The organism is Delftia sp. PX-1, assembly GCF_055797465.1.
Genome location: NZ_CP184763.1, coordinates 2866543 through 2892651 on the forward strand (window position 1 = coordinate 2866543; position 26109 = coordinate 2892651).

Annotated in this window: 21 protein-coding genes and 2 tRNA genes; 9 read left to right on the plus strand and 14 right to left on the minus strand. The window is 66.2% G+C overall.

Going from position 1 to position 26109, the window contains the following annotated elements:
* Nucleotides 1-39 precede the first annotated feature (39 nt).
* The 8 genes from ACN20X_RS13305 (at nucleotide 40) to ACN20X_RS13340 (ending at nucleotide 8404) form a co-directional block, all read left to right on the plus strand.
* Nucleotides 40-115: transfer RNA gene (locus tag ACN20X_RS13305), tRNA-His, on the plus strand.
* 269 nt (nucleotides 116-384) lie between these two features.
* Nucleotides 385-460 (plus strand) — tRNA-His (locus ACN20X_RS13310).
* 454 nt (nucleotides 461-914) lie between these two features.
* A complete protein-coding gene (locus tag ACN20X_RS13315) occupies nucleotides 915-1427 on the plus strand; it encodes a GspH/FimT family pseudopilin (RefSeq protein ID WP_016445404.1) in 513 nt (170 codons plus the stop codon).
* A gap of 23 nt (nucleotides 1428-1450) precedes the next feature.
* A complete protein-coding gene (gene pilV, locus ACN20X_RS13320; protein ID WP_227469623.1) occupies nucleotides 1451-1972 on the plus strand; it encodes a type IV pilus modification protein PilV in 522 nt (173 codons plus the stop codon).
* 28 nt (nucleotides 1973-2000) lie between these two features.
* Nucleotides 2001-2795, plus strand: coding sequence for a prepilin-type N-terminal cleavage/methylation domain-containing protein (locus tag ACN20X_RS13325; protein ID WP_046237914.1), 795 nt, complete (start codon nucleotides 2001-2003; stop codon nucleotides 2793-2795).
* The gene (locus tag ACN20X_RS13330) at nucleotides 2792-3385 is read left to right on the plus strand and encodes a pilus assembly PilX family protein (RefSeq protein WP_046237915.1); all 594 of its coding nucleotides are present in this window, start codon (nucleotides 2792-2794) and stop codon (nucleotides 3383-3385) included. The genes ACN20X_RS13325 and ACN20X_RS13330 overlap by 4 nt, the downstream gene beginning before the upstream one ends.
* A gap of 115 nt (nucleotides 3386-3500) precedes the next feature.
* Nucleotides 3501-7910: a pilus assembly protein gene (locus tag ACN20X_RS13335; protein ID WP_473210684.1), complete on the plus strand. Its 4410-nt coding sequence runs from the start codon at nucleotides 3501-3503 to the stop codon at nucleotides 7908-7910.
* 5 nt (nucleotides 7911-7915) lie between these two features.
* The gene (locus ACN20X_RS13340; RefSeq protein WP_275826200.1) at nucleotides 7916-8404 is read left to right on the plus strand and encodes a type IV pilin protein; all 489 of its coding nucleotides are present in this window, start codon (nucleotides 7916-7918) and stop codon (nucleotides 8402-8404) included.
* Nucleotides 8405-8509: 105 nt separating this feature from the next.
* Here ACN20X_RS13340 and ACN20X_RS13345 read toward each other — a convergent pair whose 3' ends face one another.
* The 3 genes from ACN20X_RS13345 to ACN20X_RS13355 form a co-directional block, all read right to left on the minus strand.
* A complete protein-coding gene (locus ACN20X_RS13345; protein ID WP_013803115.1) occupies nucleotides 8510-9199 on the minus strand; it encodes a hydrolase in 690 nt (229 codons plus the stop codon).
* 10 nt (nucleotides 9200-9209) lie between these two features.
* The gene (gene ycaC / locus ACN20X_RS13350; protein WP_016452476.1) at nucleotides 9210-9836 is read right to left on the minus strand and encodes an isochorismate family cysteine hydrolase YcaC; all 627 of its coding nucleotides are present in this window, start codon (nucleotides 9834-9836) and stop codon (nucleotides 9210-9212) included.
* Between the two features lie 139 nt (nucleotides 9837-9975).
* A complete protein-coding gene (locus ACN20X_RS13355; RefSeq protein WP_017404961.1) occupies nucleotides 9976-10839 on the minus strand; it encodes a pirin family protein in 864 nt (287 codons plus the stop codon).
* Between the two features lie 131 nt (nucleotides 10840-10970).
* Here ACN20X_RS13355 and ACN20X_RS13360 point away from each other — a divergent pair, with 131 nt between their 5' ends.
* On the plus strand, nucleotides 10971-11873 hold the full coding sequence (locus ACN20X_RS13360) for a LysR family transcriptional regulator (protein ID WP_473210685.1): 903 nt from the start codon (nucleotides 10971-10973) through the stop codon (nucleotides 11871-11873).
* 85 nt (nucleotides 11874-11958) lie between these two features.
* On the opposite strand, the gene ACN20X_RS13365 is transcribed toward ACN20X_RS13360, so the two are convergent.
* The 11 genes from ACN20X_RS13365 to uca form a co-directional block, all read right to left on the minus strand.
* The gene (locus ACN20X_RS13365) at nucleotides 11959-12459 is read right to left on the minus strand and encodes a copper chaperone PCu(A)C (RefSeq protein WP_016445414.1); all 501 of its coding nucleotides are present in this window, start codon (nucleotides 12457-12459) and stop codon (nucleotides 11959-11961) included.
* A complete protein-coding gene (locus tag ACN20X_RS13370) occupies nucleotides 12456-13700 on the minus strand; it encodes a hypothetical protein (protein WP_473210686.1) in 1245 nt (414 codons plus the stop codon). The genes ACN20X_RS13365 and ACN20X_RS13370 overlap by 4 nt, the downstream gene beginning before the upstream one ends.
* Before the next feature lies 1 nt (nucleotide 13701).
* A complete protein-coding gene (locus tag ACN20X_RS13375; RefSeq protein WP_473210687.1) occupies nucleotides 13702-14901 on the minus strand; it encodes an MbnH family di-heme enzyme in 1200 nt (399 codons plus the stop codon).
* A complete protein-coding gene (locus ACN20X_RS13380; RefSeq protein ID WP_473210688.1) occupies nucleotides 14901-15848 on the minus strand; it encodes an MbnP family copper-binding protein in 948 nt (315 codons plus the stop codon). The genes ACN20X_RS13375 and ACN20X_RS13380 overlap by 1 nt, the downstream gene beginning before the upstream one ends.
* Before the next feature lie 149 nt (nucleotides 15849-15997).
* Nucleotides 15998-16483: a DUF2946 family protein gene (locus ACN20X_RS13385; protein WP_473210689.1), complete on the minus strand. Its 486-nt coding sequence runs from the start codon at nucleotides 16481-16483 to the stop codon at nucleotides 15998-16000.
* Nucleotides 16484-16493: 10 nt separating this feature from the next.
* On the minus strand, nucleotides 16494-16961 hold the full coding sequence (locus tag ACN20X_RS13390; protein WP_013803107.1) for a copper chaperone PCu(A)C: 468 nt from the start codon (nucleotides 16959-16961) through the stop codon (nucleotides 16494-16496).
* Nucleotides 16962-17060: 99 nt separating this feature from the next.
* On the minus strand, nucleotides 17061-19121 hold the full coding sequence (locus ACN20X_RS13395; protein ID WP_473210690.1) for a TonB-dependent receptor: 2061 nt from the start codon (nucleotides 19119-19121) through the stop codon (nucleotides 17061-17063).
* A 42-nt stretch (nucleotides 19122-19163) separates the two neighbouring features.
* On the minus strand, nucleotides 19164-19655 hold the full coding sequence (locus ACN20X_RS13400; RefSeq protein WP_209802147.1) for a copper uptake system-associated protein: 492 nt from the start codon (nucleotides 19653-19655) through the stop codon (nucleotides 19164-19166).
* 34 nt (nucleotides 19656-19689) lie between these two features.
* Nucleotides 19690-21528 (minus strand): TonB-dependent receptor, encoded by a 1839-nt coding sequence (locus ACN20X_RS13405; protein ID WP_473210691.1) that lies wholly within the window; start codon nucleotides 21526-21528, stop codon nucleotides 19690-19692.
* 312 nt (nucleotides 21529-21840) lie between these two features.
* On the minus strand, nucleotides 21841-22200 hold the full coding sequence (locus ACN20X_RS13410) for a hypothetical protein (protein ID WP_047327173.1): 360 nt from the start codon (nucleotides 22198-22200) through the stop codon (nucleotides 21841-21843).
* A gap of 194 nt (nucleotides 22201-22394) precedes the next feature.
* A complete protein-coding gene (gene uca / locus ACN20X_RS13415; RefSeq protein WP_473210692.1) occupies nucleotides 22395-26030 on the minus strand; it encodes an urea carboxylase in 3636 nt (1211 codons plus the stop codon).
* Nucleotides 26031-26109: the final 79 nt, after the last annotated feature.

The window sequence follows — 26109 nt, forward strand, 5'->3', positions numbered from 1 at the left end:
ATCAAGCAGTTTTTTGGAATAGAATAGCGTTCTTCTACGGTGGCTGTAGCTCAGTTGGTAGAGTCCAGGATTGTGATTCCTGTTGTCGTGGGTTCGAGCCCCATCAGCCACCCCAAATAAAAAAATCCCCAGAGCAGAAATGCTCTGGGGATTTTTGCTTTGGGCGGCAGGGGGACTGCTTGTGCCCGGCAGCTTGTCCCCGGCAGCTTCAGGTGCGCCGGACAAGGTCCCTGCCGGCTGCGGCTGCATGGAGGATGGCGCCATCCTGCCCTTTGCCCGCGTCCCCCGATGCGCCGTTGTTCCTGCTGCACCCGATCCGTCACGCAACGCCTGTTCCAAAGCATTTGTCTGCTGGTTTTTGGCATATAATCGAATGCTTCAACGGTGGCTGTAGCTCAGTTGGTAGAGTCCAGGATTGTGATTCCTGTTGTCGTGGGTTCGAGCCCCATCAGCCACCCCAAACAAGAAAATCCCCAGTGCAGAAATGCACTGGGGATTTTTGCTTTGGGCGCAAACTTTATCTTCCTCGGGCTGGAAGCTGACGGGATATTCGCATCGCCAATTGCGCTGCGGCTGGATTGCGACCGCGCATGCTGCGGTGGATTTTCAGGCGCTTGGTGCGAGGCCTGCCTCCTGACTTCGGGACCTGCCGTATCGCCACCGTGGCCATGCCATGCCCGTTGCGCGGGCCGTCCCGCCGAGCTTGCGTGCACGGACGGCGGGCCGGGCTTGCTGGATGGGGTGTTGCGCTTTGCGCAGGTTTTTATAAGACAAGTCCTATATTTGTCCCATAACCTGTGTCAATAGGTGTTCTAAATTGCCTTTGCATTACGATTGCAAACATCAATAAAGAGCAATGGCGCAGGGCTTGCAGGCCTGTCGCATGGTTCCCCAGCAACGAGAAGCACGCTTGCATGAAAAACCCCGGTTACACGCGCAACGGCTGTCCAGGCGGCACATGGCAATGGCCCCGTGGCTTCACCCTCATCGAGATGATGGTGGTGGTGGCGCTGGTCGCGATTCTGGCCGCTCTGGCCGCTCCTTCCTTCATCGCCCAAATAGCCAACCAGCGCGTCAGCTCGGCTGCGCTCGAGTTGCAGTCGTTGCTGCAGCTGGCTCGCTCCGAAGCGGTCTACAAACGGGTGGAAAGCAGCTTCGTGGGCGCGGGGCAGACATGGTCCGCCAAGTCGGGAGGGCAACTGGTGCGCGAGGCCCGGGTGCCTGATGCCGTGACCGTCTCGCCCTCCGGTGATTCTTCCCAGGGTGTCCTGTTCGAAACCACGGGGACCGCCAGGCAGTTCTCCGGCGCCAGCACGCTGTACACGCTGACCGTCACGGCTCGCCATGCCACGCGCATGCAATGCCTGAGAGTGACTCGCGCCGGGCTTGTGCGCCAGCAGCGGCTGCCTGCCGGCGGCAGTTGCTGATGCGCGTGCAACGGGTCTGCCACATGTCCATTCCTTTTCCTTCTCGCAGGCAACGCGGCGCAGGCCTTATCGAGGTACTCGTCGCCGTGCTGCTGGTGGCTGTGGGGCTGCTGGGCGCCGTGCGCATCCATGTGCGTGCCATTGAATACACCGTGGATACCGAGCGTCGCCAGATGGCATCCATGCTGGCTTCCGAGCTGCTGGAGACCCTGCGGGGGGACACGGCCACGGTCCTGGACGCGAAGGGCGCGCCCGTGGCGGAACTGGGCGGCTACCAGAAGCTGGAGGGTGCCGCGATGCCCGCGGCACCCGTGGCCTGCCAGCCTTTGCCGCAGCCGCGGGCGCAGCGCCTGGCCTGCTGGGGCGAGCGGGCCCGCAAGCTGGTGCCCGATCTCACCGCGGACCGCATCGACACCTCCTTCGCCGTGAGCGCCGATGCCGACGGCCTGGTGTCCGTGACGGTGGCCTGGCCGGTCAAGAAAGGCCAATGTCTGGATGGAAGCGACAATGAATTTTGCACATTCACGCTGCGGTCGCGGCTTTGAGCGCGGGCCGGGCGCACGGGCGTGCCGCATGCGCATGCCGTCCCAGGCGGGCCTGTCCCTGGTGGAGATTCTGGTGGCGCTGGCCATCGGCCTGTTCCTCGTGCTGATTGCCACCACCATCTACATGCAGGGGCTGTCGAGCTTCGGTTTTCGCGTGGGGCAGAGCGAGAACCTCGGCAACAGCCGGCTGGCGCTGGCCGTGCTGGACTCCGAGTTCTCCAAGGCAGGCTACAGGAGAGACCCTTCGCAGGCGATGTTCGACGCATTTCCTGCCGATTCCTCGCCCCATCCCAACGGCTGCCAGTTCGCCCAGGGACAGGCGCTCTACGCGGCTGACGCGCAGACCATCTGCCTTCGCTTCCAGCCCCGGGACGCTGCGGAAACCGACTGTGCGGGCACGCCGGCGAACCTGGGGGCCGCCGGCCCCTATGACGCTCCGGCGCCGGCGACCGGCATGTTCGCGGAGAAATACACCGTCGAAAGTGGTGTGCTGGTCTGCCGGGCCGCGCAGGAGGTTGTGCCGCTCGCCGATGGCGTGCGGGCGGTGCATTTCGAGTTCGGCATCGATCGGCAGACAGCGCCCGGCGCGATACGCAGGGTCGATGCCTTCACGGCCACGTTGCCCGGGCAGCAGGAAGCCATCCGTTCCCTGCGCCTTGCCCTCTTGCTGGAAAGCTCCGGCAAGGTGACGCAGGGCATGACCTCCACCGTCTGCGAGCGTTGGGCGCAACTGGGCGGCGCCCGGGCCCGATGCGATGCGAATGCCGGCTCCCTGCTGCAACTGGCCACGGGCACGCTCACCCTGAGGAATCTGATGCCATGACCGCGCTGATCGGAGCCCGGAGCCGCCGCTGCATGTCCTGTGTCCTGCACGGGCGCCAGCGCGGCAATGCCTTGCTGGTGTCCATGATCATGCTGCTGCTGGTGTTGCTGCTGGCGGTGGTCGGCATGCGCGTGGCCACGCTGGAGGCACGCATCGCCGCCAACATGGTGGATAGCCAGCGGCTGTATGAAACCGCGGATGGCACGCTGCGAGAAGGTGAGCGCAAGCTGCTGGAGCATGCCGTCGCACTCAAGCCTTGCAATGGCGCCAGCACTCCGGTGGCCGAGGGCAGCGGCATTCCCTGCTCGGTGTCCGATGTGCGTACGGACTCCATCGGGCTCGGTACGGATTTTCGGACGACCAAGGCCAAGGCGGCCGGGTTTCAGCAGCCCGATGGGTACTGGTATCCCCGATACATCACGACCGCCTGTCCCAAGTCGGGTAGTGCGACGTCCGCGCTGGATGCACCCGCCACCGGCTGCACGGACTTCTATGAGGTCAATGCCCAGGCCACGGAAAAGTCGCAGGCCCAGGCCTGCGGAGCGCATGCGCTGTGCCTGCGGTCCAGCGTCAACATGTTCATAAAGTAAGCAGGGGGAGGGAGCTTCAATGGCTCGCATTGCAAGTTGGAAGACCAGGCATGGCCCGAGGGGGCGCCAGGGCCGGGCACGCGCGTGGCCGGCCCTGGCGCTGTGGACGTGCGCATTGGCACTGGCCAGTACGCCGGCGCATGCCCAGGGGCGCGCGGACACCGTGCTGTCCCAGATGCCGCTGTTCGTGAACCAGGCGCTGGCGCCCTTGAACATGCTGGTGATGGGGCGTGACCACAAGCTGTACTACGAGGCCTACAACGATGCCTCCGACCTCAACGGCGACGGTGTGATCGATGTCGGGTACAAGCCGGACCAGATCGACTACTACGGCTACTTCAACAACAACGTCTGCTACAGCTATTCCAAGGGTGTTTTCGTGCCCTCGCAGGCAGCGACCGGAAGCAACAGGAAAAAGTGCTCGAACCACTGGAGCGGCGACTTCCTGAACTATCTGGGCACATCGCGCATGGACGCCATACGCCGCGTGCTCTATGGCGGCATGCGTGCGGAGGACACGGCTTCGCGCACCGTTTTGCAGACCGCCTACATTCCCAGGGATGCGCACAGCTGGGGCAAGGCCTATGACCCTGCGCGGGATGCCAAGGTCTACAGCATTTCGGACTATGCGCCGCTGCGCCCGCCGGCGGTCGGCACGCGCCATCTGTTTGCCGTCACCACGTTGGGGGAGGCCGCTGGCGTCATCACCCAGTTGCGCGTGCTCAATGACTCCTCGTTCCAGATCTGGGACTGGGTGTCCCAGGAGGGCTTTGCAGGGCAGAGCAACTGTGCAGGCGGCAATTCGTGCGCGCGGGCCAGCAGCAGGATCACCGACTACAACCTGCTTGTGGAGGCCTGCTCCAGCAGCAATGTCCAGTTGCTCGAGGCCAGCTGCAAGGCCTATCCCAACGGTGGCAAGACCATCTACAAGCCCACGGGGCTGCTGCACGACTTCGGGGAGAACGGGAAGATGTACTTCGGCCTGCTCACAGGCTCGTACGAGAAAAACATCGCCGGCGGCGTGCTGCGTCGCAATATCGGCAATTTCGCAGAGGAAGTCGACCCTCAGACGGGCCAGTTCAAGACGGGTGTCAATGGCGTGGTCGCCAACATAGACCGCCAGCGGCTGATCGGCTACACCGGCGGCAAATACGTGGAATGCGGCTGGATCACGTCCGGCCCCATCAGTTCGCTGGACAAGCCTTCGAAGTGCGCCATGTGGGGCAACCCCATCAGCGAAATGATGTTCGAGACCATGCGCTATTTCGGCGGCGCGTCCCAGGCCCTCGGCATCTATGACTACGCAGGCGGCTCCTCCAAGGATGCGTCCCTGGGCCTGTCCAAGCCCGCCTGGGAAACGCCCTACAGGGCCAAGGCCGAAGGCGGGGGCGGCTACCAGTACTGCTCCCGTCCCGTCATGACGGTGCTCAGCGACATCAATCCCTCCTACGACGGCAAGCTGCCCGGCAGCCGCTACGCGAGCGTCGGCGCCAGCGCCCTCAATGGCTTCAATGTCTCAGACGAGGTGGCGGCCATCGGCTCGGCCGAGCGCATAGACGGGAAGAACTTCTTCATCGGCCAGTCAACATCGGCCAATGCCGACCAGGCTCCTTCGGTCAAGACCATTGCAGACCTGTCCTGGGCGCGCGGCCTGTCTCCCGAGGAGCCCAGCAAGGAAGGCACCTACTATGCCGCAGGCGTGGCCCGTTTCGGCGCCAGGAATGCCATCTTCGGCAACAGCCAGGGCAAGAATGCGCTGAGGACCTACTCCGTGGCCATTGCGTCACCGCTGCCGGAAATACGCTTTCCGATCGGCGGCAAGCGCTTTGTGACCATTGCGCCGTTTGCCAAGACCGTCTCCGGCAGTGCCGGTGGCAGCACCGTGAACAATGCGGTCTTCACGCCGACCAACCAGATCGTCGACTACTACGTGGTCAACATTGCCAACACGGGCAAGGCGGACATCGATGCCTCGGTCAATGGCGGGCGGCCCTATGCGGAGTTCCGCATCAACTACGAGGACGTGGAGCAGGGCGCCGACCATGACATGGACGCCATCGCGCGCTACACGATCGCGCTGCAGGCCGATGGCACGGTGAAGATCGACATGGTGTCCGAATACGCCGCTGGCGGCCTGGGGCAGCACATGGGCTATGTGATCTCGGGCACCACCAAGGACGGCATGTACCTGGAGGTGCGTGACAAGGACACCGCCTCGGCCTACTACGCCTACAACACGCCCCCCAATCGCGATCCGGGCTACTGCCGGGGCAGCATCTCGGCCCAACAGCGCACGGAATGCTCGAACCTGGGGCTCACGGCCACCCGCAGCTTCACTCCCGGCAATGCGACCGACGCGGGCAGCTTCCTGAAGGGCCCGCTGTGGTATGCCGCCAAGTACGGCGTGCCGGACCGCGACCCCTCCAAGATCATGGGAGATCCGGACAACTATTTTCTGGTGACCAATGCCGGCACGCTCAAGGACCAATTGACCAAGGCGTTCAACGACATCCTGCAGAACATCAGTTCCGTGACGGCGGTCAGCGTGGACATGCCCACGGCGACACTGGGCGAAGGCGCCGACCTGTACCGGACCACGTTCGAGGTCCAGTACTGGAGCGGCGATGTCATCCGCGAGAAGCTCACCACCAGCGACAGAACGCTGGTGTGGAGCGCGGCGGAACTACTGTCGGAGCGGTCCGCCGATGACCGCAAGATCTACTACCCCAGCAGGACCGGCAGTGCCGTGTCGCTGAGCCCTTTCACGTACTCCAGTCTCAGCGGGCAGCGTTCCGATGCGTCCTGGCTGGCCGTGCTCAACACGGACCCGGCCACGAACTCCGCCGATGGCCAGGCCAAAAAGCGCATCGAGTTCCTGCGTGGCGAGGTGCGCGATGACTTGCGCGTGCGCAAGCCCCTGGCCAGCGGAAAGCCCAATGTGCTGGGCGACATCGTCAATTCCTCGCTGGTGCGGGTCAAGGGCGGCCTGTACCGCGCCTCCGCTGCGGACAAGCTGGAGGGCAGCACCACCTATGCCGCCTTTGCCGCGAAACAGGCTGCCAAGGAGATGCTGTATGTGGGCGCCAACGACGGCATGCTGCACGCCTTCGACGCGGCATCTGGCAAGGAGGAGTTCGCCTTCATTCCATCGGGGGTGAAGAATTCGCTCAATGTCCTGACGTCCCGGTATGGCGCGGGCGGCGCTCCCCACCGCTACTTCGTGGACGGGACGCCCGTGGTCTCCGATGTCTACTTCGGCAACGCCTGGCACAGGGTGCTGGTCGGCAGCCTGGGCGCGGGCGGGCGGCAGGTCTTTGCGCTGGACGTCACGGACCCCACCTCCCCCCGGTTGCTGTGGGAGTTCGGGGTTGAACAGGACGAACGCATGGGTTACTCGATGCCCACGCCCGTCGTGGCGCGGCTCAACGACGCCGGCCGGTCCAAGGGCAGGTGGGTGGTATTCCTGTCCAATGGCTACCAGGCGTCGAACAGCGCCTCCGGCGAGTCCAGCCTGTTTGTGCTGGATGTCTCCAGTGGCGAGGTCATCCGGCGCTTTGATTTCGCGGCAGGCATGACGGCCGCAGAGCTGAGCGCGCTGCCTGCGCCGAAGAACGGCCTGTCGCGCGCCGCCGTGGTGGACAACAACGGCGATGGCAAGGTGGACGTGGCCTATGCCGGTGATCTTGCGGGCAATGTATGGCGCGTGGACCTGGCCAGCGGTGCCAGCGGCTCATGGAATGCGCAACTGTTCTTTGTGGCACGCGAGTCCGAACGCAGCGGCGGCAAGCGGCTGTCCATCACCACCGCCCCCTACGTGGTGCGGCACTCCAGCGGCAAGGGCGATGTGGTGGCCTTCGGCACGGGCCGCTTCATGACGGATGACGACAAGCTGGACATGCGCCGGCAATCGGTGTTCGGTGTCTGGGATCGCTACGGCACACCCGCCACGACTGCGCCGCAGCCGCTGCCTACCGCCGGCAAGGGGCGCGGGGATCTGCAGGCCCAGCAGTTCACCCAGGTGAGCGGCTTTCCGGGCAAGTTCGCCCTGTCGGCCAACCCGGTCACCTGGTACAAGGACGCCACCAGCACCGCCGACTCCAATGTGCACAGCTGGGGCTGGTACGTCGATCTGCCGCGCGACGGCGAAAGACTGGTCTACGACATGAGCCTGTACGGTCGGGGGCTGGTGTTCACTTCCATCCGGCCGCCGCTGGGCGACCCCTGCTCCGCGGGCCTGGCCAGCACGATCTACGCCATCGATCCCGACACCGGGGGCAAGACCGACTATGTCGCCTTCGATGTGAACGGCGACGGCATCTTCAACGCCTCCGACAACCTGGCAGGCCAGCAGGTCAACGGCCGCGAGGTGGGGCCGGGCAGGCCCACCATCAGCGGCGCGAAGATCTTCGACTCCAGCGGAAAGCCAAGCGGGGCGGGAGACCCAGTCAAGACCGGGGGCGACGATATCAACAGCGGAGTGGACCGGGGGCGACAGAGCTGGCGCCGCCAGCCCGCGAACCCGTGACCGCCATGCCATCCACTACACACAGGGGCCTGCCGGCCCCGGCCGTCTGGCTGGCCCTGCGGGCCCCCGAGGAGAAATGCGTGCGCAGCAAGCTACATGGATTCACGCTGATCGAGCTGATGATCACGGTGGCGGTGGTCGCCATTCTTTCGGCGATCGCCTACCCCTCCTACCAGGAATACGTGCTGCGATCGCGGCGCGTGGAAGCGCAAAGCCTGCTGGGCGAGGCCGCCGCCCGGCAGGAGCGCTGGCGGGCGCAGAACGGCGGCTACACAAGCTCCGTCGCCAACCTCAGGCTGCCCTGGGGGGACAAGTCCGAGAACGGCCACTACACCCTGACGATGGCCACGGCCGCCAATGACGGCGGCTACACGCTCAAGGCCACGCGCACAGGCCGCCAGGCATCGGACAGGCGCTGCGGCGACTACACCCTGAACGCCCTGGGCGTGAAAGGCATCTCGCCCCTGGGAACGGTGGAGGACTGCTGGCGCTGAGCGCCACCGGGGCCGGGGTCTCAGTCCTGCGCCTCATCCACGAATTCCACCATGGCCGCCGATACCTTGGGCAAGCGGCCTCGTACCCGTGCCGTGCTACCGCAGTCAGGTGCGTTGCGAATCCAACTGCTCACCGTTCCTGGCCACTTCCTGCGCCTTGGAGTAGCTTTCGATCAGCAACTGGTACGGCGGGAAGACTGCGCTGTAGGCCTGCGCCCACTGCAACGCGTCCTCGCGGTTCCAGGTCTTTTGCACCTCCGAGCACACCGCCGCCGTGTCCATCGGCACGACACCAGCCTGCACGATGCGCGCCAGCGTGATTTCCTGCGCCATTTTCGAGTAGGTCCCCGAGGCGTCGATCACCGCGAAGACCTGGTAGCCCTCGTGCACCGCGGCGATGCTGGGAAAGGCCATGCAGACGCTGGTGATCGTCCCCGCGATGATGAGCTGCCTGCGCCCGGTGGCCTTGACGGCAGCGACGAACTCCGGGTTGTCCCAGGCGTTGATCTCGCCCTTGCGCGCAACGTACCGGGCATGCGGGGCGTACTGGTGGATCTCGGGGATCAAGGGGCCGTTCGGACCCTGCGGCACCGATGCGGTGGTGATGACCGGGATCTTCGCCAGTGTCGCTACCTTGGCGAGTGTGGTGGCATTGGCACGCACCTCGGTGAAGGGCATGTCCTTGATGGTCTGGAACAGGCCGCTTTGATGGTCGATCAGCAGCATCGCCACATTGTCGGGATCGATGACCGGGCGGGCGCCGTTGAAGTTGGCGATGGTTTGGGGTGTGCTCACGGTCTTCTCCTCAATTGCCCTGGCTGAACGTGGTGTGGCTCGTGATCAGGTTGCGGTAGTCGGGGATGTGGTTGGAAAACAGAGTTCCCAGCCCCTGCACGTCGTTGCGCCAGTCGCGGTGCAGTTCGCAGGCAGCGCCGAACCAGCTCATCAGTTGCACGCCGGCCTGCGACATGCGATTCCACGCCGCATCGCGGGTGATGGAGTTGAAGGTGCCGGAGGCGTCAGTGATCACGAAGACGTCGAAGCCTTCCTCGATGGCCGACAGTGCGGGGAAGGCCACGCACACCTCGGTCACCACGCCGGCGATGATCAGTTGCTTCTTGCCCGTGGCCTTCACGGCCTTGACGAAGTCCTCGTTGTCCCAGGCGTTGATGTTGCCGGGCCGGGCGATGTAGGGCGCCTGGGGAAACTGGCTCTTGAGCTCCGGCACCAGCGGTCCGTTGGGGCCGTTCTCGAAGCTGGTCGTCAGGATGGTGGGCAGCTTGAAATAGCTGGCGATGTCGGCCAGCGCCAGCACGTTGTTCTTGAACTTGTCCGGGTCGATGTCGCGTACAAGGGAGAGCAGGCCGGTCTGGTGGTCTACCAGCAGCACGGCGGCGTTGTCCTTGTCCAGGCGGACGTAGGGCTTGGTCATGGTGAATCTCCTTGGGGTTGCAAAGTGCCCGGGATGGGCGGTTCAGGCGCAGCCTTGCACGACCGGGGCAGCAGGCCCCGGCTGAACAAAGCCGCGTCGGGGGAAACATGCAGGGCTCCCGGCGGGAGCCCTGCGGCGCTCAGTGCGCCATCTGGCCGAAGCGTCCGCTGTTGAAGTCGGTCATGGCCTGACGGATCTCGGCCTCGCTGTTCATCACGAACGGGCCATAGCCCACCACCGGCTCATCGATGGGCTCGCCGGACAGCCACAGCACGGTGGCGTCGCTGCTGCCCTCGATCTCCACGCCGCTGCCGGCGCGCTCCAGGTGCACCAGTTGTCCTTCCCGCGCGATGGCGCCGTTGACCAGCACCGAGCCGTGGAGCACCACCAGGGCCAGCGTGTGGCCGTCCTTCGCGTCGAACCGGCCCACGCCGCCATGGCGGATGCGGATGTCCCACACGTCCATCGCCGTGAAGGTCTGCGCCGGGCCGCGGTGGCCGCCGAACTCGCCGGCAATCACCCGCACACGGCCCGCGCCTTCCGCCAGGTCCGCCCAGGGAATCTGCGCATCCAGCAGCGTCTGGTAGCCCGGCGCGGTCATTTTGTCCTTGGCGGGCAAGTTGACCCAGAGCTGCACCATCTCGATGGTTCCGCCGCGTTCGGTGAAGGCGCGCGAGTGGAATTCCTCGTGCAGGATGCCGCCGCCAGCGGTCATCCACTGCACGTCGCCGGGGCCGATCAGGCCGCCGGCGCCGGTGGAGTCGCGGTGCTCCAGCTCGCCCTGGTAGACGATGGTCACGGTCTCGAAACCACGGTGCGGGTGCTGGCCGACGCCGCGCGGCCGGTCGGTCGGCCCAAAGGGCGTCGGCGCCGCGTGGTCAAGCAGCAGGAACGGGCTCAGGTGCTTGCCCAGCCCGTCGTAGCCGAACAGCGAGCGCACCGGAAAACCGTCGCCTACCCAGTGCATGCGGGGGGCGCTGTAGACACCGAGGATTTTCTTCATGCTGATCTCCTTGTGTCGCCGAGACAAAGGTCTTGGCTGACGGATAGAGAATAGGATTTGAACGATGAACGCGGTAGTCGTTAATATTTGCCATCAGAGTCCTATCTGAGGAACGATGAAGGCGGTGTGCAATGAAAGACCTGAACGACCTCTACTACTACGTGCAGGTGGTGGACCACGGCGGCTTTGCGCCCGCGGGCCGCGCGCTGGGGATGCCCAAATCCAAGCTGAGCCGGCGCATCGCGCAGCTTGAGGAGCGTCTCGGCACGCGCCTGATCCAGCGCTCCACGCGGCGATTTGCCGTCACCGAGACCGGCCAGACCTACTACGGCCACTGCAAGGCGATGCTGGTGGAGGCCGACGCCGCCGACGAGGCCATCGCGCTGACCCACGCCGAGCCGCGCGGCATCGTGCGCATGACCTGCCCGGTGGCGCTGCTCGATGCGCGCATCGCCGACATGCTGGCGGCCTTCATGGCCGCGTATCCGCGCGTGGAGATCCACCTCGAGGAAACCAACCGCCGCGTCGACGTGGTGGGCGAGGGAATCGACGTTGCCATCCGCGTGCGCCCGCCGCCGCTGGAGGACAGCGACCTGGTGATGCGCATGCTCGCCGAGCGCGGGCAATGCCTGGTGGCCTGCCCGCAGCTGCTGACAGGCGGCATCCCCCAGGTGCCCGCCGATCTGGCAGGCCTGCCGAGCATGGACCTGGGCCTGCCGCAGCACGAGCATGTGTGGCACCTGATCGGCCCGGACGGCATGCAGGCGGCCATCCGCCACCGGCCGCGTCTGGTCACGCGCGGCATGCTGGCGCTGCGCGCGGCGGCCTTGGCGGGGGTGGGCGTCGTGCAACTGCCCTCGATGATGGTGCGCGAGCAGATCGCGCGCGGTGAACTGGTCCACGTCATCCCGGGCTGGGCGCCACGGCGCGAGATCATCCATGCGGTGTTCGCCTCTCGGCGCGGGCTGCTGCCGGCCGTGCGGGCGCTGCTGGATTTCCTGGCAGAGCGGTTTGAGGCGCTGGACGAAGACTGAGCTGCCGGCAAGCCCCATGGTGGCGGTTGCAGCAGCTCATGGCTGCATCTCGCCTTGTGGGGCACGGCTCTTGCCGCATGTCCGTTCAATGCGGGTGTTGGTGTCTGGATGGCATGCGCTTGGGTTGCTGCACCCAGACCTTGACCTTGTATTCGCCAGCCTTTTCGAACTGCAGCGTCAGATCGAAGCGATCACCCTCGCGCAAGGGCTGCTTGAGATCGATCAGCATGAGGTGGTGTGACTGGCCATGGCGCAACTGCACCTCCTGGCCTGCGGGCAGTTCGATGAAGGGCACTTCGCGCATGCGCATGATGTCGCCCTCCATCTTCATCTCATGCAGTTCCACGCGTGCGGCCGCTGGCGTGCTGGCCCCGATGAGCCGGTCGGCGTTCTTTCCCTTGTTCCTGATCCCCCGCAAATACGCCGCCCCGTTGCTGGAGCCGGCGATGGAGGGCGTGGCGTAGGGGTGGTCTATGACCAGGTCTCCCGCCCGGAAGTCATGGGCCCGTGCCGTCAGCGGCAGTGCCAGGGCACAGCCCATGCCCAGCAGCATTCCAAGCGCCTGGCGGCGAAGCATCGTGGTCATTTCCAGTTCCTTTCCAACAGGGCATCGGGGGTCCAGATCAGCCGCAGGCCTGCCACCGTATGGCCTTTGCCGGCAATGTGCTCGCGCCCGGCTTCAAGCGCGATCAGAACGCTTTTGACGGGGCGCCAGCCGGCCATGGCCGTGAAGCGGCGCGATGGGTTGTTGGGCAGCAGGTTGGCGTCCGTGGCCACCAGCAGGGCGCCCGGCCCGCTGACGCGATTGGTGCTTCTGAGCCATTCCTGGCGGGCACCGAATTCCCAGTGCGCGTGCGGCTGCCAGAGCACCTCCAGCCAGCCGCCCAGGGTGCGGCCCTGGTAGCTGGTGTCGCCGTTCTGGGAATAGAGGCTTCCGCTTTCGCGCCGCCAGATGCCTGCTGCGGTGAGCTTGACGCCCTGCAGCGGCGTGGTCCAGGTGGCGCTGGCCCCGGCCAGGTCCACGGTGCCGTCGAAGCAGGTGATGTCGCGCAGGCTGGCGTTGCACTGTGGCGCCGTGTGGATGTGGCCGCTGTTGGAGCGCTGTACATAGGCGCCGCGGCCCTTGGGCTGCATCCGGCTGTAGAAGGCGTCAGCCTGCACCGATGTCCAGGCGGCGCTGGCATGCAGGACGGGCGCCCAGGCGGCGTTGTCGCTGCCGGGAAAGCGCCGGGCGCGCCAAAGCCCCAGGTCAATGCCCTGCAGCCAGGACATGGCGCCTTGCAGGTGGGGACGCCAGGCGGCGTTGATGCCATCCTCGATCCAGTCGCCGTTGAAGGCCGCCCGCTTGGCCAGCGGCATCTGGCCGTAGCGGTCGAAGTGCCCGGCACGCGTGAGCACCTGCCCCATGGGCACGCGGTTGCGGCCTGCGCCCAGGGTCAGCTCGGCGTCTGAGCCGCTGCGCGCTTCCATCCAGGCGGCCTCCACGTGGGCCGGGTCGCTGCCGTGCCAGCCCATCGCGATGTTGGCCCCCAGTTGGGGAGATAGGCGCAGGCCGGCGCCCAGGGTGCCATGCTCCAGCCGCCAGCCGCGCTGGTCGTCAGGCGTGTCGCCCAGGCCCAGCGTGCCGGCCAGCTTGGGCGCCGGCAAGGTGGAGTCGCCATGGAGATAGGCGGCCACCGCCGCCATGTCGATGCGCAGGCCGTTGGTCTGCGGTATGCCGTCATCCAGGGTGTGCGCGGCGGCGCTGCCTGCCGCCAAGGCGATGGCGATGACGACGGCGATGGCCGCTGCCAGCGGTGTGCGTTGCGCGAGGAAGCTGCGTTGCATGCTATTGGCCTGCCTGCTGTGCAAAGGGATCGGCGAGCCTGGGGTTGGTGAGCAGCTCATGGTCCGTGAGGGTTTTGAGAAAGGCCAGCAGGTCGGCGCGGTCGTCGGCCGTCAGGGCGATCTGGTTGATGAAGTCGTTCTTGTTGGGGTTGGCGCGCCCGTCGCCGGCATGCGGGCCGGAGGTGATGTTGCGGCCACCGGCCGCATAGAACTGCAGCACTTCCTCCAGCGTCGCGATGCTGCCGTCATGCATGTAGGGGCCGGTGACTTCCACATTGCGCAGGCTGGGCGCGCGGAACTTGCCCATGTCCTTGAAGAGCTGGGTCAGTTCGTAGACGCCCCGGTTGGGCTCGGGGAAGGCGCCGGTGCCGCCGATGTTGTAGAGGCCCGTGTTGTGGAACGGGGTCTCGACGATGCGGCTGCCCGCGTGCACGATCTGGTCGTTGAAGTTGAAGCTGCTGTGGCAGTGGAAGCATTCGGCCTTTTCGCCGAAGAACAGGTGCATGCCGCGCTGCTCGGCCGGGTTCAGTGCCGTGCTGCCCTTGAGGTACTGGTCGTATTTGCTGTTGCCCGAAAGAATGGTGCGCTGGAATGCCGAGATGGCGTGGATCACATTGCCCCAGGTGATGGGCGCTGCCTGGCCCGGGTAGGCCCTGGCGAAGCGCGGGCCGTAGCCGGTGTCGGCAGCCAGCCGCGCGAGGATTTCCTCCTTGTTGTTGTCGTTGACGCCCATCTCCACCGGGTCCGTGCCGAACAGCGGCGTCTCCATCTGCTTTTCAAGCGTGACCAGCGAGGGGTTGGCCCAGGTCAGCGTGGCGTTGTAGACCACGTTGGCCAGGCTCTGGGCGTTGCGCGGATGTGCGTGCCCCGTGGAGCCCAGTGAGGTCGTCAGGCCATCGGTGAAGGCCTTGGACTGTATGTGGCAGCTCGCGCAGGCCTGCGTGCCGTTGCCCGACAGGCGCCTGTCATAGAACAGAAAGCGGCCGAGCTCGGCCTTCTCCGCCGTCATGGGATTGGAGTCGGGCACCTTGGGCGTGGGGAAAAAGGAGGGCAGCACCCAGGACCAGCCCGTGCTGCTGCCGGAGTCATCGTGGACGGCGGTGTCGCCGCCCCCGCAGCCCGCCAGGGCGATGGCCCCGGCAAGGCCGCACAGGGCGGCGGTCCATGCCGCCACCCGCCGAAGCGAATGAGGCTTGTGCATTACTTGGCCTCGGTACGGAACACGGTCTGGCCGCTGCCTTCATTGATGGAGCGGCCCGTGGTCAGATCGATCTTGAGCGCGCTGAAGATGGGCACGCATTCCGGATCGGTGGCCCCGGACATGCAGCCGGCGGCGCCGCCCAGGTCTTCCTTGACGTTCGAGCCCTGCAGCAGCTGCGCAATGTCCAGCACCACCTTCTGGGTGCCGGCATTGAAATCGCCGAACCCGAAATCCATGCGGTCCGGACGCGCGCAGCTGACCGTCTCGCCGGTCACGGGGTTGCCCGTGCAGCCGGTGGAGCCCAGGTGCACGTAGAAGGTCTTGCCGGGGGCGGCCGGCGCGGGGCGGGCCACGCCGCCCACGGGGTTGACCTCGATCTGGGCGAACTTGCGGCCGGCCTGCCACGACCAGGCCAGGGCCTGCACATCGAGCGGCTTGGGCGCGACGGCATAGTCGGTGTGGTTGACCGAGGAGGGCACGCCCACGGTCATCCTGATGCCCTTGTACGTGCCTGCGGGCACCGTGCCCCGGACCTGCGTGTTCTGCGCCTGCGTGCCTGCGTCGGCGCATGCGCCGGTGCCATCCTCCAGGTCGATCAGCGTCACCTCCTTGGTCTGCCAGTCGTTGACGTCCAGGGTGACGGCCACGGCCTCGCCCTTGTCATTGATCAGCGAGACGCCGCTGACGTAAAAGCGCAGGTCATGCAGGTCCACCGTGGCCTGGCTGGTTCCCATGCCGGGGATGGGCGTGCCGCATTTGGCGGGCAGGTTGCCGGCCTTGGCGGCGAACTCGATGGCCACGGGCTGGGGGCCCGTGGGCGTGGTGGGCGTGGTGGGCTGGCCGTTGTCACCGCCTCCGCCGCCACCGCAGGCGGCCAGCAGCAGCGGCAGCGCGGTGGCGATCAGGGCGAGGGGAAAGCGGGAGTTGTCAAAGTAAGTGGTACGCATGGGTAAACGGTTTCTTGGTGCCTGCGCTGGGGCCATGGCTGCGCGCAGGCGTGGGTAACCCTGCAGGCTGCGACACGGGTCGCGGCTTGGCATGGGAAAGGAATTCGGGAATGGGCGACGGCATGCCGCCCGTGCGGCCCTTTCGGGCTTCAGGGAAGGGGAGGCGCCCTGGGGGGAGTGCTCAGCACCACGCGCAGCACGGTGTCCCGCGGGCGCAGGGCCTGGGGCGGCAGCGGGGTGGGAGGCGGCGGCGCGGCAAAGCGCAGGTCCGCGCGGGACACATCAGGAGGGGCATCGCCCACGACCCGGCACAGCGGGCAATGCGCCTGGCCGGCTGCCGTGGTCTGCTCCTTGGCTTCAGGCTCCCCCGCAGCAGATGCCGGTTGTGCCTGCTGCAGGCCCAGGGGCGTGCAGACTTCCATGGCCAACCGCGCCAGCGGGTCGCCACTGCCCTGGCCCGATGCCAGCACCATCGCCAGGGCAGGGTGCACAAAGGCGAACAGCAGCGCCGCAGCCATCCAGGCGGCAAAGCGCCGTCCCTGGTCGCGCCGCTGTCGTGCGCCCGGCAACGCCCACGGCCAGGCGGGTGGCCCGAAGGCCACCCAGCGCTTGATGGGGAGGCTGCTGCAGCGCATGGGCCCTGTGTCAGTGCTTGTGATCGTGGCCCGAGGGCGCCGCCTTGGTGGCCAGCGGGCGTACGGGCGCCTGCACCTGCACGGATTCACGCTTGCCGTCCTTGCCTTCGATGATGAGGGTCAGGGGCACGGTCTGGCCTTCCTGCACCTGCTGCTTGAGGTCCAGCAGCATCACGTGGTAGCCGCCGGGCTTGAGCTCCACGGTCTTGCCTGCCGGCAGGGCGATGGACGGCACCTGGCGCATCTTCATCACGTTGTCCTGCATGGCCATCTCATGGACTTCGACGACCGGCGTCAGGGGCGAAGTCGCTGCGACGAGCTTGCTGTCCTGGGCGGCCTGCAGTTTCAGGAAGGCGCCGGTGGCCTTTTGCTGCGGCACGGTGGCGCGCACCCAGGCATCACTGACGCTGACCTGGGCATTGGCGAATCCGCTGATCATGGCGGCGGCGAGGGCAAGCAAACGGACGTGGCGTTTCATGGGTTTCTCCTTCGTTGGCAAAAATGTCGTGTGTGTCGGGTGCGTGCCTGGTGCGCGACTGGTACGCGACTGGTGCGGTGGACGGCTGGAAGGTGTCCATCAGAAGCGCAGGTTCATGCTGGCATAGACGCCGCGCCCGTCGGCGGGCGAGTAGCCCGAGGAGCCGCTGTCATACCAGGCGTAGACGTACTTGCGGTTGGTGACGTTCTTGACCTGCAGGCCCAGGTCCATGGTGTCCGAGAGCCGGTAGCTGGCACCCAGGTTCAGCACGGCGAACTTGCCTGCGCGGCCCTGGGTATTGGTGCGCTCCAGGTAGTAGTCGCCCTGGGCATTGCCCCAGGCCGACAGCTTCAGCCGGTCCGTGGCCTGCCAGTCCACGCCGGCCGAGACCAGGTAGTGCGGCACGTTCTCGATTTCCTTGCCCAGGGTGGCGGGTGCGCTGGGGTCGGGCGCGGTGATGCGCGCCAACTGGTGGGAGTAGGCGATCCAGGCGGTGGTACGGGCATGGGGCTTCATGTTGAGCTGTATGTCGTAGCCCTTGCGCAGCGTCTTGCCCACGTTGCCCAGGCCGCCCGGGTCGGGCAGGCCGTCCACGCCCAGCACCCGGGCCACCTCGCCCGAGGCGCGCTGCTCCCAGTAGGCCACGCGGCCGTTGAGCCAGGGCAGGGGAGAGAACTTGACGCCCGCTTCCCAGCCATCATTGATGGAGGGCCTGAGGTTGCGATCCTGCGTGCGGTAGGCGTCGATGCCCGAGCCGATCTGGAAGGTCCGGCCCCAGTTCGCGTAGACGCTGGCCTGCTGGCTCAGGGTGTAGGCGATGCTGATCTTGGGCTGCTTGATCAGGCCGTAGTCATGCACGGGCGCGCGCGTGCCGGCCAGGCGGTCGATGAAGTGGCCATCCACGTCGTCAATGCGCAGCGCCGGGATGATCCGCAGGGCTTCGATGGGGCGGATCACGGCCTGCACGTAGGCGCCCTGCGTATGGAGGTCGAAGTCCCAGTCGCGGAACTGCGAGGTCCGCACGCGCTCCGTGGTGCGGTAGCGCTGGCCCAGGTTGCTTTGCCGCTGGGCGTCCAGACCGCCTTCGAGCGTGAATTCATGCGCCCAGGCCACCTTGGGGCGCCAGGTCAGGGTGGTGATGGCGCCTTGCTGCTGCTCGTCGTTGTAGCGCTCCTGCTGCGATCCCGCTGCCGAGAAGCGCACCCAGCGCTGGTTCTCGTACTGGTTGGCGTAGACCTTGGCAGACAGCGACAGCTCGGGCGTCAGTTCGCCATCCAGGTGGGCGCTGAGCTGGCCGGTTTCCCGCTCGCCACGGTCGGCCGCCGCGTAGGCCGGGGAGCTGCGCGGCGCCTTGATGGCTTCTTCGTAGCTGAGGTAGCCCGACTCCAGCGCCTTGTTGCGGTAGTAGCGCGCGATCACGCCGGTGCGCCAGCGGCCATCGTCCGAGGTGTAGAACCATTTGCCGGACAGGGACAGCTTGCGGGCATCGGCATGGTCCCGGTAGCCGTCCGAATCGCGCCAGGCCAGGAAATAGTTCTGGCTCCAGTTGCCGCTCTCGATGCCCTTGGACACCTGCAACTCCTTGGTCCCGAAGCTGCCCACGGTCACGCTGGCACGGCCCTCGTTGCCGCCCGTGCGGGTGATCACGTTGGCATTGCCGGCGATGTTGTTGAGGCCGTAGCGCGCGTCATTGGTGCCGCGCACGATCTCGATGGCCTCGATGTCCAGCGGGAAGACAGCGTCCAGAAAGGGCATGCCCCCGGCGTTGTCATTGCTGGGGATGCCATCGATCAGCAGCTTGACCGCATTGATGCGGCCTTCGCCGTTGAAGCCCCGGAAGGAGAAGCGCCCGGCATCCGTGCCCTGCTTGAACTGCGTGACCTGCACGCCGGGCGCCTTGGACAGCAGCTCCCAGCTGTAGTCCACATGCTCGTTCTCGAGGATGTCCGCGCCCACGATGTCCACGGAGCTGAACACGCTGCGTGTGGACAGCGGGCCGGAGGCCTTGGAGGTGATGCTGATGGTGCCCAGCGTCAGGGCGGAGTCGTCCTGGCTCAACGGTTGGGGGGCGGCCAGGCCCTGGGCATGGGCCGCCGAGGCCAGTGCCAGGGCGATGGACAGGGCCAGGGGGCTGCGCGAGAAGGAGAGGGAGACAGACATCACGTGAGGCAGACGGTGGATGGTGTGGAGGATGCGATCGGCTCAATGGGCCGGATGTGCGGATGGGGGATGCTGGCCCTGAGCGTCCATATGGACCATGCCGTCGAACAGGGACAGCAGGGCGCGGCGCGGGGCGGGCATGGCGGACTCGGCCTGCACGACCTTGCTGGCCAGACTGCGCGCGGCCGATGCAGACAGGCCAGCCATTGCCAGCATCTTGGGGTCCTTGAGTCCATCGCCGCCACAGACGGCCACCAGCCATTGGCCCTGCGCGTCGCGCCGCAGCAGGGCCCGGCCACCGCGATCGCCTTGTATCCATCCGGCGACCGCATGGCCGCCTTCGATGGAAATGGGCGCTACCTCCAGCCTGGCCTCGGGCTTGTCCCAGGTGGCCATCATGGCGCTGCGGATGGCCGCCGCATCAGCCGATCCGGCCGTGGCGGGGGGCGTCGCGCCCGAGGCCGCCGCCATGGCGGGCAGGCCCAGGACCAGGGCCATCGACAGGGCGATGCTGCTCAAAGAAAGATGTCTCATGCGTGCTCCTTGTGCGGGCTGTGCGGGCGGGGGATCAGAAGCTGGCCGCCACGCCGATCTGTGCCGAGCGGCCGGGCATGGGGTAGCCGGGGCGATAGGCGTAGTTGCGGTCGAACAGGTTCTCCACGGCCAGGAAAACCTCTCCCTTGCTGCCCAGGGCAGGCACCGGATAGGCCACTCGCAGGTTGGCCACGGCAAAGCCGGCCACGCGCTCGGTGTTGGCGGCATCGGCGCCCCGCGCGCGGCTCAGCGCCCAGACTGCCGACTGGTACTGCGCATCGAAGGCGACCCGCACCGGGCCGGCCTTGCCATTGACGCCCAGCGTCAGCGCGCGGCGCGGGCTGTAGGGCAGGTTGTCCATGCTGGGGTCCAGCAGCGTCAGGCCGGCAAAGCCCGACCAGCCGCCGCCCAGCGCCTGGCGCAGCGACAGCTCCATGCCGCGCATGGTGTAGCCGCCCAGGTTGATGAACTGCGGCGGGGGCGGGACATTGGGCGGAAAGCCGAAGACATAGCGGTTCTTGACCTTGTCGTGGAAGATGCTGGCGTCAAGCTGCGTGGCCTGCGACAGCGTCCACTTGAAGCCCAGTTCGGCGTGGTCCATCTCCTCGGCGGACAGCTGCTGCCACGTGGAGCCCAGGGCCGGAATCAGCGATGCCAGCAGCGGCGTCTCCAGTCCGGGGTAGTTGATGCCGCGCGACAGGTTGGCGTAGACGGTGAACTGCTCCGAGGCCAGCGACAGGCCCGCATGGGGGGCCGCCTTGGAGCTGAACTGGCTGTGGTCGTACATGCGCAGGCCGGCAGAGGGCACCAGGCTCCATGTCGCCGACAGCGGGATCTCCTGGCTGAGTCCCGCATAGGGGGAGGTGATCCTGAAGGTGGGCGCCTGGAAAAATCCCTGCGGCGCTGGTGCGACGCGGTTGAAAGCGGCATCGCCCGAAATGCGGTCGTGGTCCAGGCCGGCAGTGACGGTGGCCCCCTTCCAGGGCGAGAACTGTTCCTTCCAGCGCAGGCCGCTCATGCGGAATTTGTTGATGCTGTCGCCGTCCGGCGCGGGCTGGTCCAGCCAGTCGCCACGGCCATGGTTGCTGTACAGCTTGAGCTCGCCCCGCCAGTCACCATGCACGTGGGACACGGAGCTGCTGAACATGCTGGCCTTGGTGTTGTACTGGGGGGCTTGCGCCGCAGCGGCAAGCCGTGCGTCGCCAGGGTCCCTGGCCTTGTTGTCCACCTGCAGGAAGCTGGCCGCCACCGACCAGTTCGCATCCAGCCTGTAGCCAATGCGCCCCATGAGGTTGCTGAGCCGGCCATCCGCATTGGCGCGGTGGCCGTCCGAGCGCGCAAAGCCCTGGGCCAGGCTCCAATCCAGGTTGCCGCTTCTGCCCAGCAGACTGGCCTGTTCGGTGAGGGTGCCGTAGGAGCCCGCCGAGATCCTGGCATCCCCGTGCACGCCGTCCTCGGTGGCGCGGCGCGTGAGCAAGTCGATGGAGGCGAAGTTGTTGCCATTGACCTGGGGCTGCGGGCTCTTGTAGACCGTGATGGACTGCATGCCGTTGACGGGCAGCAGGTCCAGCAGGGGATGGCTCCACAGTCCCATGTAGAACGGCAAGCCGTCCACATAGGTCTTGATCTCGCTGCCGGGCCGGCTCACACCCATGCCGCGGATATAGACGGCGCCGCCCTGATCGCCGCCAAAGGCACCCACGGGGTTGTAGCGCGAGATCTGCACACCGGGCGTGCGGCGCAGGGCCGAGGCCAGGTCCACCGCGTTCTGGTCGCGCAATTGGTCCTGGGCGATCACGGCCGAGTTGGAGGAAAACGCATCCAGCTCCATCTCTTCCACCACGGGGCGGGCATTGACGGTGACGGGGGCCATCTGAGGCTCCTGGGCATGCGCGCCGGCAGCCAGTGTGAGAAGGGCCGAGGCGATGGAGGACCTGTGGAAAACGGCCGGAATGCAGGTGAAGCGTTGGGCAAGCATGGGTGTGCACGCAGTCCGTCTGAACTGCGCAAATCATTGTTGGACGATCTAGGGCAGGCCATTGCCCGTGCGCCGCACCGCCGGCCTGGTCACAGGCGGGCGCAATGGGGGCTTGGGGCAGGCCAGGAAATGACCTCGCAACTGGCGTGGCGCAAGGCCTTGCCATGGTGTCGCGGCCAAGGCAGCCGCGCTATCGATGCGAGGGAATCAGGCCTGTGCGGGAGGCCCGCGGGGCGGAAGCGGCGCGCCGACCAGGGCTGCGATATGGGCCGCTGCAAACGGATGCAGGGCTGCCGCCAGAGGATGGGGTTGTGCCACCGTCAGGCTGACGGGAGGCAGAGGCAATGCAGGGGCCAGGCACATCGAGCAATCGAGCGTGTGCTGACCTGGCGCCTGGGCCTGGCCCTCGTCGTCAAGAACCACCATGGTGATGGCTCCGCCGCTGGAGCAGATGAACTCCATGGTCTTGGGGTTGACGAAGGGCGAAGCCCCTGCAACACCCAGCGTCAGCAGGAACCACGCCAGGGCGAGGCGCTTCCAGAATGACGATGTGCGAAGGGTGTGCATAGCCCGCGATTATGGCGGCGATATCGGACCGACAGCAACCATCTTGCGCAATGCAGGAGCAGGACGGGTGGCAAGACAGTTTTGCAGGGAACTCACAACAGCTTGCCAGGCAGTTGCCTCGCTCAACAGGCGATGGCCCCGCAAACCTTGCGCAATTGCCTGATGCTGCCCTGCCTTGCATGCCGCGCAGTACTTCAGGAGCCGGCCGTTTGCGGCGCTTCCAGCACCATCAACGCATCTCCCGCAGCTACAGCCTTTCCAGCTTTGCAATGCACGGCAGTAATCTTGCCGGCTTGGCTGGCTACCACTTGGAACTCCATCTTCATCGCTTCCAAGACCAAAAGTGGTTGCCCGGCTTCGACCTCTTGGCCTACTTCGACGAGAAACTTCCAAACATTGCCGGACATGTCGGCAGTGACTGTGTTGGCATCCATAGGGCCGGCGACAGACTCAGCCGCGCTTTCGCTCGAATCGGCTTTTACGTCGCTTTCCCAGAGTGCCACCTCGTTTGCGTAGGCCTTATGCTGCTTCTCCCTGAAGGTGTTGATCTCCTGCGCGTTCTGCGCAAGTTCTCTTTCGTACTCAGCCAAGTCAAACACTGCATCTTCTACGCGTGTCTGTGCCCGCCCCGCGCGGAAGTCCACACGGAACTTGTCCAGCTCAGTCTCGCTGACCGGGTAGAAGCGCACCCGGTCGAAGAAGCGCAGAAGCCAGGGGTCAGCGCCGAACTGGCCATTGCTGAGAAATCTGTTCCAGATCGGCACGGTCCGGCCGACGAGCTGGTAGCCGCCGGGCGAGTCCATGCCGTAGATGCACATGTACACGCCACCGATGCCCACCGTGCCCTCGGCCGTGTAGGTGCGCGCGGGGTTGTACTTGGAGGTCAGCAGCCGGTGACGCGGGTCCAGTGGCACCGCGCAGGGGGCGCCCAGGTACACATCCCCCAGTCCCATGACCATGTAGCTGGCGTCGAACACCGTCTTGCGCACATCTTCGCGACTGCCAAGTCCGTTGATGCGTTGAATGAAGTCCACGTTGTTGGGCAGCCAGGGTGCTTCGGATTTCACCGTTTCACGATAGCGTTGCACTGCGCCCAGGGTGGCCGAGTCCTCGAAGGCCATGGGCAGGTGCACGATGCGGCTGGGCACCTTGATGCCTTCCACGTCTGGAAGCTGTTTTTCCAGCGCGATCAGCTTGCCGATCAGTTCGGACTGCGCGATCACCCGGCTGTCGTAGTGGATCTGCACCGAACGCACGCCCGGCGAGAGTTCCTGCACGCCGTCGACCCTGGCGGCCTTGAGCGCCTCCATCAACAGGTGGATACGCAGCCGCAGACGCAAGTCCAGCACGTTCGGGCCGTATTCCAACAGGATGTACTTGTCGCCAGCCTGGCGATAGGCCACGGCGGGGCGGCTGCCCTCGGCGGGCAATTCGGCCAAGACGCATTGCGAAGCCGTGGCCAGTGCAGTGGACAGGCTCTGAGCGGGTCGCTCGGTCTGCGGGCGCAGCAGGCGAATGGCCTCGTCCTGCGCCTTCTCCAGCGCCAGTGCCTCCTCGAAGCCTATGCGCCGGAAGCGAATCGTGTCGCCCGGCTTCACCTGTCCCACTTTCCACAGTTCCGCTTTGACGATGGTCGCTGCGCAGACGAAGCCACCCAGGCTCGGACCGTCGCAGGTCAGGATCACCGGCGTGTCGCCCGTGAAGTTGATGCTGCCGATGGCGTACACGCAGTCATGCACGTTCGACGGGTGCAGTCCCGCCTCACCGCCGTCGCTGCGTGTCCATTCAGGTTTCGGCCCGATCAGGCGCACACCCAGCCGGTTGGAGTTGTAGTGAACCTGATAGTCGGTGGCGAAGAAGGCCGCCATGCTGTCTTCTGTGAAGAAGTCCGGCGCGCCATGCGGGCCGTAGAGCACAGCGATGTCCCAGTGCTTGCCATAGGCTGGCACCAGTTCATGGGGAGGCGTCGCCGGCACATAGGCGGGGGCTGGCGTGCTGCAGGCGGCCAGGTCGGGCCGGCTGACGGGCAGCACGTCGCCCACGCGCAGCGTTCGTCCTGCGTGGCCGCCGAACTGGCCGAGCACGAAGGTGGATTTGCTGCCCAGGTAGTCGGGCACGTCGATGCCGCGCCGGATGGCCACGTAGCTGCGGCACCCGCTGGTGGCCTTGCCGATGCGAAGCACTTGGTTTGCGCGGACGGCGATGGGCTTCCACCAGGGCAGCGGGTCGCCGTTGTCGAGCGTCGCGAGGGCTGGCGCACCGGTGAGTGCAATCACCGCGTTGCCGTGGAACTTGAGCGTCGGACCCTGGAGCGTGCATTCCAGTCCGGCCGCGCTTTCGTGGTTGCCGACGATGCGGTTGGCCAGGCGGAAGGCATAGTCGTCCATCGGCCCGGACGGCGGCACGCCGATGTCCCAGTAGCCGGTGCGTCCCGGGTAGTCCTGGACCGTGGTGTAGGTGCCAGATTCCAGCACCTCGACCACGGGCGAGACGTATTCGTAGCGGTCCAGCAATCGCGTGGACACAGTGCCGGTGACGAACTCCTGGCTCTGCAAAATGCTGCGCAGGTAGTCCAGGTTGGTGGCGCTGCCGTGCAGGCGCGTCAACTCAAGGGCCATCAGCAGCTTGTGGCGCGCTTCCTCTCGGTCAGCGCCGTAGGCGATGACCTTGGCGATCATCGGGTCGTAGTTCGCCGACACCTCGGTGCCGGTCTGCACCCAGGTGTCCACACGCACGCCTTCGGGAAACTGCACGTCGGTCAGCACACCGGGCGCGGGCTGAAAGCCACGCACGGGATTCTCGGCATAGACGCGCACTTCCATGGCGGCACCCTTGGGTTCAGGCAGGTCGTCGAAGGATGGAGGCTCACCAGCGGCGATGCGAACCATCCACTCCACCAGGTCCAGCCCCGTCACCTCCTCGGTGATCGGATGCTCGACCTGCAGCCGGGTGTTCACCTCCAGGAAGTAGAAGGCATCGCGCGCGCCGTCGTAGATGAATTCCACCGTGCCGGCCGAGACGTAGCACACGGCCTCGCCCAGCTTCACGGCAGCGGCCAGCAGCGCCTTGCGCGTGGCTGGCGGCAGGTGCGGTGCCGGGGTTTCCTCGACCACCTTCTGGTTGCGCCGCTGCAGCGAGCAATCGCGCTCTCCCAACGCCACGACGCGGCCTTGGCCGTTGCCGAAAATCTGTACTTCGACATGGCGCGCATCGGCGATGAAGCGCTCGATGAACACACCGCTGTCCTTGAAGAAGTTCTGGCCGAGGCGCTGCACCGAATCGTAGGCCGCGATCAGCTCGGCCTCGTTGTCGCAGCGCGAGAGGCCGATGCCGCCGCCGCCCGCCGTGCTCTTGAGCATCACCGGATAGCCGATGTGCTGTGCAGCTGACTTGGCGTCCTCCAGACTTTGCAGCAGGCCGGTGCCTGGTGTGAGCGGCACGCCCGCCGCCTCGGCGATCTCGCGCGAGGTGTGCTTCAGGCCGAAGCGCCGCACCTGGTCCGGTGTCGGGCCAACGAAGACGATGCCCGCTGCCGCACACTGCTCGGCGAACTCGGTGTTCTCGGACAGGAAGCCATAGCCGGGGATCACCGCCTCGGCCCCCGTTTCTCTGGCGATCTCCAGGATGCGGTCGCCGCGCAGGTAGGTTTCCGCCGGGCTGCTGCCGCCATCGCTGTTCAAGGGCACGGCCACGTCGGCCGCTGCCACGTGCAGGCTGTCGCGGTCGGCGTCCGAATAGATGGCCACCGAGCGCACGCCCATCTTCTTGAGGGTGCGGGCGATGCGTACCGCGATTTCTCCACGGTTGGCAATGAGTACGGTCTTGAACATGGGCGGACTCCAGGCAATGCAGCGGCCTGGCCTGTCGCGCAGGCCGCTCGAAAAGTAGATGGTCAAAGGGGAGGGCGGG